Genomic DNA, 10,957 nt, shown 5'->3' with positions numbered 1-10,957 from the left:
AGTTCTAACTCAATTTTATAGGTGTCAGGTTCATATGATTTGCATGGGGTATCAGGTAAGCAGAGATTCGGTAATAAGATTTTAAAGGTACTTCCTTTGTGTGCAGCACTTTCTAATTCGATTTTTCCGCCATGTAGACTAACAAGGCTCTTCACCATATAAAGTCCCATCCCAATGCCTTCATTAATTCGTGTCAATGATTTATCGACTTGCACAAATCGTTCAAAAATGAGCGATTGGTCGATGGAGGTAATCCCAATCCCTTCATCTTGCACTTCTAAAACAAACCATTCCTCCTCTATCAGGGTTCGCACTGTAATCGTAGTGGATGGCGAAGAAAACTTAATGGCATTCGATAAAAGATTACATAGAATTCGCTCAATCATCGAACCATCACATTTTAATAGATGCTGATTGATGTCTGTTTGAAACTTGATGGAGACGGATTCACAGCACGGATGAGCTGATATGATAGCCGTAACATCTTGTAGTAACTGGATAACCTGATAATTATGAAAATGAGGGACTAATGTATTCATCTCTATTTTTGAAATATCCATTAAGTTATTAACAAGCTTCGTCATCCTTTTTCCACTGACATCGAGTGAGGTACGATATTTTAAATAAATTTGTTTGAATTTTTCATCATTAACGTTCACCATTTGATTTAGTAACTGAATGACTGAACAAAAGACATTTAATGGCGTTTTTAATTCATGAGAAAGATTTGAAATAAATTGAGTTTTTTCGTGATCATAGACCTTTAACTTTTCGAGTTCGAGTTCTTTTGATTTGTCAAAATAGGTGACCGCTATTTCTTTTTTGCCATCATTTTCGGTGATGACTTGAATACTACAATCAACTGTTCGTTTTACATTATTTAAGTCGACATTTAGACTCCCACGCCATTTTCCGGTTTGATTAAGGTGTTGTCTGATCAGATGGTTTTTTTCGTGAGCTAACATATAAGGGGGAAGAATTTGATTTAGACGATGTAGGTCTGTTTCATGGTAGTATTCTTGCATTTTTTTGTTCGCGTACAAGATGTTCAATTGTTCATCCATTAAAAACATATAACTGTGTTTATTATCATCTGTTAGTTTATAAAATAACGTAAGCTTATTATTTAACAATTTGATTCGTAAACTTGATAAAAATAAGTCAACAAAATTACCGGCAATCACAATTAAAAAACCAATATAGGTAATGGCCACTGACATCAATTTAACGTTTAAAGAAAGTTGAACTGAGCCATTTAAAGCAATGATGGCATAAAGGGCTTTAAGGGCTAACATAAAAATACTAGAACTTAAGATAGGAAATAGATAATCTTTTTCTTTAAATCCAGACATGAAGAGATGGATTGAAACGCTCGTATAGCAAATAAATAAAAATAAATTATAGCCGATAAAGAAGAAGTTACCATTTAGAATACCATAAGAATTAACTATTCGCTCGATAAAGCCAAAAATCATGGTAAATAAGATGACAAATAAAATCGACTTTTTTTTATGACTGAGTATCAACTGTTTTAATTTAGAATTTTTTTGAAGCACAATCAGTAAAATTCCAATCCTTAATAATGAGGCTGATACGGTGATATAGTTAGTAATAACCAGTTCATTCGATAAAAAGGTTAAATAATCAACTTGCCCAAATAAAATACCCGTTGATAATCCTAGGTACATTAGGGCGATAATAAAGATATTTTCTTTTTTTGAACGGTTATAGGACATCAAACAACTCGCAACGGCTAAAACGGAAAGGATAAAGTTAAAATGCCTAATAAAGTTAATAGCTGAAATCAACGAGAGTTTATCTAATGATTGATAGAACAACATAGTAGTAATTAAATAAATAGATAGTAAAACGGATATTAAAATAATTCCCCAGAAAAATCTATTTTCTATTTTAGATAGTGATTGATCAGTGCGGAGTTGATTTGACACCGAGAGCATCCCCTTTCATAAGTAACAAAACACAAGAGATTATTATCTCACAAAAATGATTTAATCTTTGTCGTTTTTTGTCATCTCGTTAAATAAAATGTAAAAAAAGTAGACTCCTCCAAGGTTTAAATGTGATGAAGCTTTTTGAGTGGAGATCATATGATAGGATCATTTTTTATAATTTTTCTGAATTTAACCGCTCAAAACACTTTTAATTCCATAGATATTCCATAGAATCTCGTGCCGTATTTTGTTATAATAAGGGTGTACTAAACATTAAAGTACGAACAAGGGGAAAAAAGGAGTAAAACTATGAAAAATTTTAAATATTTATTAGTTGCTATGATGGCTGCTGGAGCTTTAACAGCTTGTAGCTCAAAAGAACAAACGCCTGCGGGAGAACCAGAAACACCAGCGATTGATCAAACAACAGAAGTTGAAACAGATGACGTTGTGGAAGAAGACGGTCTTATTGAAGGTGAAATCACAGTTGAAGTCACAGGTCAATTAGCGGATGCTTATGAAGCCGTTCGTGATGTATATGGTGAAGATTATCTTCCAAACACGGCTATTCCAGCTGACTTATTAGAAAGTGTATACGGAGTTAATCCTGAATACGTGGCACAATTCGTTGCTGAACAACCGATGATCAGCATGCACCCAGACTTATTTATCGGAATTGAAGCCACTGAAGGAAATGCTGAAGCCGTTGAAGCTGCTTTACAAGCTTACCAAGAATACTTAATTAACGATAGCATGCAATATCCAATGAACTTAGCTAAAGTTTCGGCTTGTCAAGTGTTACGCTACGATAACTATGTGTTCTTAGTGATGTTAGGAGCCATTAACGAAGATATGGATGCAAGTGATGATGAAGCAGCTGCTTTTGCACAAGCAGAGGTACAAAAAGCAGTTGACGCTTTAGACGCTGTTTTTGCTAAATAATTAAAAATCCTTTGAACACCTTGTGGTTCAAAGGATTTTTTTTGTCACAACGATTGATTAATCGAGGTCTCTATTAAAAGGTACGGACTCCTCCAATGATATTACTGTTTTCATGCTGATTTTTACTCAGCTAATTTCTCAAACTGGCTGTTATAAAGCTCAGCATAGAATCCGTTTTGCTTCATGAGTTGTTCATGGGTTCCACTTTCAATAATGTCTCCATGATTCATCACTAAAATGAGATTGGCATTTTTAATAGTGGACAAGCGATGCGCAATCACAAATGAGGTGCGTCCTCTCATTAATTTATCCATCGCCTCTTGAATGAGAATTTCAGTACGGGTATCAACCGAACTTGTGGCTTCATCTAAAATAAGAAGGGGTGCATTTTCAACCATCGCACGGGCAATCGTGATTAGCTGTTTTTGTCCAGCTGATAAATTTGCCTTATCATTTAGAATCGTCTCATATCCTTTCGGTAATGTTTTAATAAAATGGTGAATGCCAACGGCCTTACATGCCTTCTCCACCTCTTCATCTGACACATTTTTCATGGAATACACGATGTTTTCACGAATCGTTCCTTCAAAAATCCATGTATCTTGAAGCACCATCCCAAACAAATCATGAACATTGTGACGAGTTAACTGATTAATGGGCATCCCATCAATTAAAATTTCACCTGAATTCGCTTCATAGAACTTCATAAGTAAGTTAACCATCGTCGTTTTTCCAGCACCGGTTGGACCCACAATGGCAACTTTTTGTCCAGGTTTTGTTGTCACTGAAAAATCGTTAATAATGGTTCGATCTGCGTGATAACCGAAATGAACGTGTTTAAACTCGACTTCCCCTTTACTAACAGTAAAATCATTGATTTTTCCATTTTCTTGTTGCATTTCAGGTTCTTCTAAGAACTCAAAAACACGTTCACTAGCCGCTGCCGTCTGTTGTAAACTCGTCATTGCTTGTGCAATTTGTGATAGTGGTTGAGTAAACAGACGAATATAAACCATAAAGGCTACGATCACCCCAAAGGTGATGACTTCATTCATCGCCAAAGAGGCTCCTACAATACATACTGCCACATAACCAAAATTTCCAATAAAACTCATCAGTGGCATCATTAATCCTGATAAAAATTGAGAACGCCAAACACTTTCGTATAAGTCCTCATTAATCTCATCAAATTTTGCTTTCGCTTTTGCCTCATCATTATACACTTTGACAATGTTGTGTCCTGAATAGATTTCTTCGACATGTCCATTCATTAATCCTAAATCACGTTGTTGTCTAATAAAATATTTTTGTGATTTTGACATAATAAACATCATTAAGATAAAACCAATCACGGTTGAAAGAATGGCGGTGATTGCCATCCATGCATTGGTGATAAACATCATGAAAAGTGAGCCGAAAAATAAGGTGATGGCAGATACTAAATTCCCCACGCTTTGATTCAAAGTTTGCGCAATGCTATCGACATCATTTGTCACACGACTTAAAATATCGCCATAACTTGTTGAATCAAAGTATCTGAGTGGTAACCGATTGATTTTTTCTGAAATTTGTGTTCTTAAACTCTTTGCCACTTTTTGTGTGACTGTATTCATAATAAATCCTTGAAAATAAGATAAAATGAAGGATGCTCCGTACATATACACAAGAAGTAAGCAAAGATCTTCGACAGCGTCTAGATCAATTCCCGTCATTAAACCCGCTGTAATAAGGTCTGTGACTTCACTTAATTTGTCAGGTCCAATCAGGGTAAGAATGGTTCCAACAATCGAAAAAATAAGGGCGAAAGCTATTAAAAGATAATGAGGTTGACAAAATAGAAGAAGTTTTTTGACACTTTTTTTCGTGTCTTTTGCTTTCTCAGTCGGAGCCCCTGCTCCTGCCATTGGTCCGCGATTTGGTCTACTCATGTTCTAACTCCTCCTTCGATAATTGTGAATAAGCAATTTGTCGGTAAACTTCACAATTTTTCAAAAGCTCTTGATGGGTTCCGATGCCAACCATTTTTCCTTCATCGAGTACAATAATTTTATCCGCATGAATGATCGTTCCAATTCGTTGCGCAACAATTAAATGGGTTGCATCCTTTGTTTCTTGTCGTAATGCAGCGCGTAAGACACGATCTGTTTTATAATCGAGCGCTGAGAAAGAATCATCAAAAATATAGATCTCAGGATCACGACAAATGGCACGAGCGATTGCAAGACGTTGTTTTTGTCCTCCGGAAACGTTACTTCCTCCTTGAGCAATAGATGAGTGATAAGTTCGATCCATTTTTTCAACAAAGTCACGACCTTGGGCAATGGTGATTGCTTTTTTAACCTGATCTAATTTAGCCATCTGACGTCCGTTATCTCCAAAAGCAATATTGGACTCTACTGTACCAGCAAATAAGACGGCTTTTTGTGAAACATAGCCCAGCTTATTGTTTAAATCAGATTGTTTATAATCCTTGACGTTCATTCCATCAACTAAGACTTCTCCTTCAGTTGCATCGTAAAAACGAGGAACTAAGTTGATTAAGGTTGACTTACCACTACCCGTTGATCCAATAAAAGCAACGGTTTCGCCTCGGTTCGCTTTGAAACTGATGTTTTCAATCACATATTCTTCAGCATCTGGATATTTGAAGCTAACATTTCTAAATTCCACTTCTCCAACCCTATCAGTAGGGGCTTGCTTTGTTCCATCAACAATACTAAGAGGTGTATTTAAAACCTCCATAATTCGTTTGGCTGAAACAGTGGCACGTGGTAACATGATAAAGATCATGGTGAGCATCATAAAGGCCATGACGACTTGAATTGAATAAGATGAAAATACGACCATATCGCTAAATAACCCAATTTTATCCATTCTATCCGCAGCTTCAATCAGGTAAGCTCCAATCCAGTAGATAGCCAAACTTAATCCACTCATAATTAATGTCATTCCAGGTCCCATAATAGCCATAATACGTCCAGTAAATAAATGAGTACGAGTTAAAATGTTATTTGCATTTTCGAATTTTTCTTCTTGATAATTTTCTGCATTATAAGCTCGGACAACTCGAATTCCCGTTAAATTTTCTCGTGTGACTAAGTTGAGATTATCGGTTAGTCCTTGAATTATTTTAAATTTTGGAACAGCAAAAATTAAAATGATTGATAGCATAACTAATAACACACAGACGGCTCCTGCAGTTACAAGTGACCATTCGAAATTTTTTCCAAGAATTTTTAATATTGCCCAAACAGCTAAAATGGGTGCTTTAATCATCACTTGTAACCCCATGGCAAATACCATTTGAACTTGTGTAATGTCATTGGTTGAACGTGTAATTAAACTAGCATTAGAAAATTGATTAATTTCTTGCATCGAAAAAGATTCTACTTTGGTGTATAAACTTTCTCGAAGTCGTTTTGATAATGTTGCGGCAATACGTGCTGCGAAAAAACCAACAATGACTGCAGAAATTAAACTCCCTAGTGCGCAAAATAGCATGTAAGAGCCTTGTACCCAAATGTCACCCATGGCACTACCTTCTGTTTGAACTAGCCTCGTAATCTCTGACATATAATCGGGAAGCTTCAAATCTAACCAAACTTGTGTCACGATAAAAATGAGACAAACAATCATTCCTCCCCATTCTGGTTTCTTTAAATGCTTAAAGATTTCCCCCATATTTTCACTCCTTTTGACCATAAGTTATCCATCTATACATATATATCCATAAATTATAAAATAATGTCGTATTTTTACGTTCAAATTGCTAAATGGCAAAAATAATTTTAGGTCATTGAATGGATGTCTCTAACATTTAACGTCATAAAAAAAACGGTTACTCAAGCAAAAAAAGTAACAGTTTTTTAGGAATTTGATTTGATAAACAATGAGGGTTTTAAATTTATTTTCGTATTTGAGATTTAAAAAGCTCATATGCATCTTGTAACCGAATGGTCATTATGCCAACTTTGTCGATCGTATCCAACATTTCCTCTCTTTCTTCATCCCAAATTGAACTTTCACATAAAGAATATCCAGTATAATAATTTTTCCCATCCTGTGTTCGGTAATAAACATAACACTTACAATCCTTACCATATAAATCAATTTTTTTTTCAAAATCTTGAAAAAAGTGTTTAATATCTAGGTACATACTTGACAATCTAATCGCTTTGAGTTGATTTTGTTGATATCTGTCTAGAACATCTAAGATAAGACGATACGCCCCAATAAAGGCATTTTTCTTGAAATAAAATCCAAGTAGTAAGGCACTTAATATCAAGCCTATATTCCCAAGTACCATGGTTGGAAGCACTATTTCTTGATGAACTAGATTTAAATAAAGATTCAAAATAACAACAATCCCCATCCAAAATAAAATCCAGTTTCGCTCTTCTTCTAGTAGTCTCAATTCATCTTCAGTATTTTCAATCAGTAAATAAATGGGATATTCCTGTGAATCAATTTCCTCTTTCACAAGACGTTTTAAAAAGGCATTATTTCCTTTTGACTGTTGAATTAATTGTTTAGGATCAAAGCTTATTTTTTCTAACAATCCTACTCACTCCTTCCCCTCCTGTTGTACTACCAAAATATCACAGGACTATATAAATAGGAAAAGGGTTTTAATCCAGCGCAGATAAATTGATTCAAAATAATGTTGAGCTACCCTCTTTTTCGTTATGATTCAAATTTATTCGATATATTTTGATAGGTGATTGTTGAAAAATATAATAAATTGTTAAATTCGGATAGATAATACGTTGTTTTGTCTAAAAATAGCATCAACTGTTTCTTTTTACCACACTAAAAGTCTTTAATATTCAGGCAATATAGGGTTTAAATGATAGTAAACGATAAACAAAAAACACCAACTGTGACAATTACAGTTGGTGTTTTCTTTATTAGAATAATCCGATGAATGCTCCTAGTAATCCAATGACAACTAGAATTGCGATGTTAACAAGTGGAGAGGCTCCACGTTTAACTAGAGCATATAATCCAAATGTTAATCCAAGTGGTAATAAACAAGGCATAATTCCATCAAGGATTTCTTGAACGACAATAACTGACTCCCCATTAGGAATTTCAGCCGTAATTGGAACTCCTACATAGGATGCAATTAAAGCCCCTACGACGATTACCCCAAGAATTATTTTCATAATAATTCAAAATTTTTTTGTGTTTATACAAGGACATAGAGTTCATTAAAATCGCAAAAAAAGTACTTTTTTATTAAAAACGTGGTCACGGTGTGGTCAAAATTGAAACAACTGATGCGAGCAAAATAGTTCACTCTATTCTCTCCCTCTTTTGTTTTTTTACATCTTATATAATATTCTTCCATTAATTCATTCGTAAAAGCCTACTCCCTTCGAAAAGTAATACATATAATATGGTGTGCAGTTGTTAATATAAAAACGCACAAATATTTATCCTATAGGGACTAAAAACTACTGTATAAAACTTTGTAACAAATAACATTTTAAAACAACAATATATATTCTAATGGACGGTGAAAAAATGTCTACTAACGAAACTACTTATCAAAATAATGGTTGTGCTCAAAAACTCACATGCTTCAATCTACCTTTGGCAACAGCCTATGTTAAATCACAACCTTATCAACACCTAAACACCCCACTACAAACGTTATATCAGGGAACTTTTTTTGCTGATCTTTATGATCCATATATGCCAAGAAAAGTTGCCCAAGGAGGCCGTCGTCATGAGTAGAGAAGAATTTTTAACCTCACTTCAAGCTGTGCATATCATGGCAGTTGATCTTCAACTCTTCCTCGATACCCATCCAGAAAATAAAAAAGCATTAGAAGATTACAGAAAGGTATCTAGACAATATCAAGAATTAAGAAAAGAATATGAACAAGCATTTGGACCATTGACTAATTTTGGTTATATGACCAATTTTGATCAAATAAGCTGGGTTAATGATCCATGGCCTTGGGAAAGATGTTAGGGGGAGTTTTTATGTGGATTTATGAAAAAAAATTACAATATCCTGTTGATATTAAAAAGCGAGATGTTAGAATGGCAAAAGCCATCTATGAAGAACTCGGAGGCTCTGATGGTGAATTATCAGCTTCTATGGAATATCTTCAACAACGTTATACGATGCCAACAGGTCAATCGATTGCAACATTAACAGACATTGGTACTGAAGAACTTGCACATCTTGAAATTGTTTCAGCTTTAATTTTTCAATTAACAGAGGGAGCAACAATAGAGGAAATTAAACGTGCAGGATTTGATGGAACATATGCTTCTAGAGGTATTTCAGTTTTCTTAGCTGATCCAGAACAAACACCTTGGACTTCGGCTTATATCGATATGAAAGGTGACCCTGTAGCAGATATTGCTTCTAATATGGGGGCTGAGCAACGCGCGCGTGCCGGATATGAACATTTACTTGATATGACAACTGATGAAGATGTTAAAAAAGTCCTTTCTTATCTAAGAGAACGTGAAATTGTTCACTTCCAACGTTTCGGTGAAACATTAGTTCATGTACAAGAACATTTACAACATGATAAATATTTCTTTCAAAAAAAATAATAATAAATTTTCCCCCTTCATTGAAAAATGAAGGGGTTTTATCTTTAAAAGTTAGTTGACTAGCTTTACCTATACTATTGAGCTTATTGATAGTTATATTAATTGATAATCGGTACATAATAAAATAGAAAAAAATAAACCGATAGAGGTGATACAATGTTTAAACATGAAAAACAATTCTTACATCCAGTCCGAGTTGAAAAACCTAACCCTCAGTACGCTATTTTAATGCAAGAACAACTTGGGGGAGAAAACGGTGAGTTAAAGGCAGCTCTTCAGTATATGTCTCAAAGTTTCCGTATTAAAGATCCCGTTATAAAAGATTTATTTTTAGATATCGCTGCAGAAGAGTTAAGTCACATGGAAATGGTGGCTCAAACTATCAACTTATTAAATGGTCACGACTTAAACTACGAAGCAGCTGTAGCCGGAGAAGTACAGGCTCATGTTGTTCATGGATTAAATCCTGGACTGATTAACTCTTCTGGATTTCCTTGGACTGCAACATATGTTAATGTTACAGGGGACTTAGTTGCTGACCTACTTTCAAATATTGCCTCAGAGCAACGTGCAAAATGTGTCTATGAATACCTCTATCGTCAAATTGATGATAAGTATGTCCGTGAAACAATTGATTTTTTACTTAATCGTGAAGAAGCACATAATGCTCTTTTCCGTGAGGCATTAAATAAAGTACAAAATACAGGATCAAATCGTGATTTTGGAGTTACGGAAGATTCTAAGCTGTACTTTGATTTATCAAGTCCTGGTCCTAAACACGAAGCTCCAAATCCAACGCCTCCGTCATTCGAAAATCCTAATAAATAATTATCACTTTTTCAAAAAAAAACATTATGATACAGTGTGATTTATATCATTTTTTGAAATAATATAGATTTCATTAAAGATGCCACAAATACTATACTAGTTTATTATTCAAAAATACGATTACTATTATGTCGTCAACATCTCATTGCTGACAACGCAATATCTTGCCTTAAAAAGAGGTTCCCATAACCTCTTTTTTTTCTTCTATTTTTAATTATTTCTTGATAATAAGTTTTTTTATCCCCGATATTAAATTTAATACTAATTTTTATCATACAGTATACTTACAATCAAAAATTAGAAACGCTAAATAAATTTCATTATCAAACAAAAAAAGAGACACAATTTCGCGTGTCTCTTTTACATTTATTTACATTTAAATTTATTTTTATTCAAAATTATGCTAATGTTTAATCATACCATTCTTAGTGGTATGTTATAACACTAACTAACTGCCCTATGATATAATAGTTAGTTAAACCCTAATTTCTCTTTTTATAGCGAGGTCTTTATGACCTCTTTTTCATTACTCTAACATTCTTAATGCTGTCTCAACTGAATCATATGCCCCCTGAATACGATTCAAATTCAATAATGCTTGCTCAATTTCTCCCATACTTTTACCTTCTGATCGAAGTCTATCTATCAGTTCACTCGCT

At 34.3% G+C, this 10,957-nt stretch carries 10 protein-coding genes; 5 read left to right on the top strand and 5 right to left on the bottom strand.

Going from position 1 to position 10,957, the window contains the following annotated elements; all coding sequences use genetic code 11:
• On the bottom strand, positions 1 to 1,949 hold a 1,949-nt coding region (locus tag J6D32_RS08565; protein WP_287467548.1), incomplete at its 3' end, for a sensor histidine kinase.
• Between the two features lie 312 nt (positions 1,950 to 2,261).
• On the opposite strand from J6D32_RS08565, the gene J6D32_RS08560 reads away from it, so the two are divergent.
• Positions 2,262 to 2,894: a DUF4358 domain-containing protein gene (locus J6D32_RS08560; RefSeq protein WP_006785094.1), complete on the top strand. Its 633-nt coding sequence runs from the start codon at positions 2,262 to 2,264 to the stop codon at positions 2,892 to 2,894.
• A gap of 122 nt (positions 2,895 to 3,016) precedes the next feature.
• On the opposite strand, the gene J6D32_RS08555 is transcribed toward J6D32_RS08560, so the two are convergent.
• From J6D32_RS08555 to J6D32_RS08540, 4 genes are all read right to left on the bottom strand, one after another.
• Positions 3,017 to 4,822 (bottom strand): ABC transporter ATP-binding protein, encoded by a 1,806-nt coding sequence (locus J6D32_RS08555; protein WP_006785093.1) that lies wholly within the window; start codon positions 4,820 to 4,822, stop codon positions 3,017 to 3,019.
• On the bottom strand, positions 4,815 to 6,575 hold the full coding sequence (locus tag J6D32_RS08550; protein ID WP_006785092.1) for an ABC transporter ATP-binding protein: 1,761 nt from the start codon (positions 6,573 to 6,575) through the stop codon (positions 4,815 to 4,817). The genes J6D32_RS08555 and J6D32_RS08550 overlap by 8 nt, the downstream gene beginning before the upstream one ends.
• 223 nt (positions 6,576 to 6,798) lie before the next feature.
• Positions 6,799 to 7,452: a hypothetical protein gene (locus J6D32_RS08545; RefSeq protein ID WP_009607324.1), complete on the bottom strand. Its 654-nt coding sequence runs from the start codon at positions 7,450 to 7,452 to the stop codon at positions 6,799 to 6,801.
• Positions 7,453 to 7,801: 349 nt separating this feature from the next.
• Positions 7,802 to 8,059 carry a PTS system mannose/fructose/sorbose family transporter subunit IID gene (locus tag J6D32_RS08540; RefSeq protein ID WP_055166415.1) on the bottom strand — a complete coding sequence of 86 codons (258 nt, stop codon included), beginning with the start codon at positions 8,057 to 8,059 and terminating at the stop codon, positions 7,802 to 7,804.
• A 361-nt stretch (positions 8,060 to 8,420) separates the two neighbouring features.
• Between J6D32_RS08540 and J6D32_RS08535 the strand changes: the two genes are divergently transcribed.
• From J6D32_RS08535 to J6D32_RS08520, 4 genes are all read left to right on the top strand, one after another.
• A complete protein-coding gene (locus J6D32_RS08535) occupies positions 8,421 to 8,633 on the top strand; it encodes a spore coat associated protein CotJA (RefSeq protein WP_040764040.1) in 213 nt (70 codons plus the stop codon).
• Positions 8,626 to 8,874, top strand: a complete 249-nt coding sequence (locus tag J6D32_RS08530) for a spore coat protein CotJB (protein ID WP_006785088.1) — start codon at positions 8,626 to 8,628, stop codon at positions 8,872 to 8,874. Before J6D32_RS08535 ends, J6D32_RS08530 begins: the two co-directional genes overlap by 8 nt.
• An 11-nt stretch (positions 8,875 to 8,885) precedes the next feature.
• Positions 8,886 to 9,470 carry a manganese catalase family protein gene (locus J6D32_RS08525; RefSeq protein WP_006785087.1) on the top strand — a complete coding sequence of 195 codons (585 nt, stop codon included), beginning with the start codon at positions 8,886 to 8,888 and terminating at the stop codon, positions 9,468 to 9,470.
• A gap of 156 nt (positions 9,471 to 9,626) precedes the next feature.
• The gene (locus J6D32_RS08520; protein ID WP_006785086.1) at positions 9,627 to 10,298 is read left to right on the top strand and encodes a manganese catalase family protein; all 672 of its coding nucleotides are present in this window, start codon (positions 9,627 to 9,629) and stop codon (positions 10,296 to 10,298) included.
• Positions 10,299 to 10,957 lie beyond the last annotated feature (659 nt).

This window comes from Turicibacter sp. (genome assembly GCF_017941855.1).
GTDB classification, from domain to species: Bacteria; Bacillota_I; Bacilli_A; order MOL361; family Turicibacteraceae; genus Turicibacter; species Turicibacter sanguinis.
Note: the sequence above shows the minus strand (reverse complement) of the source record. Positions and strands in the feature narration are given on the sequence as shown.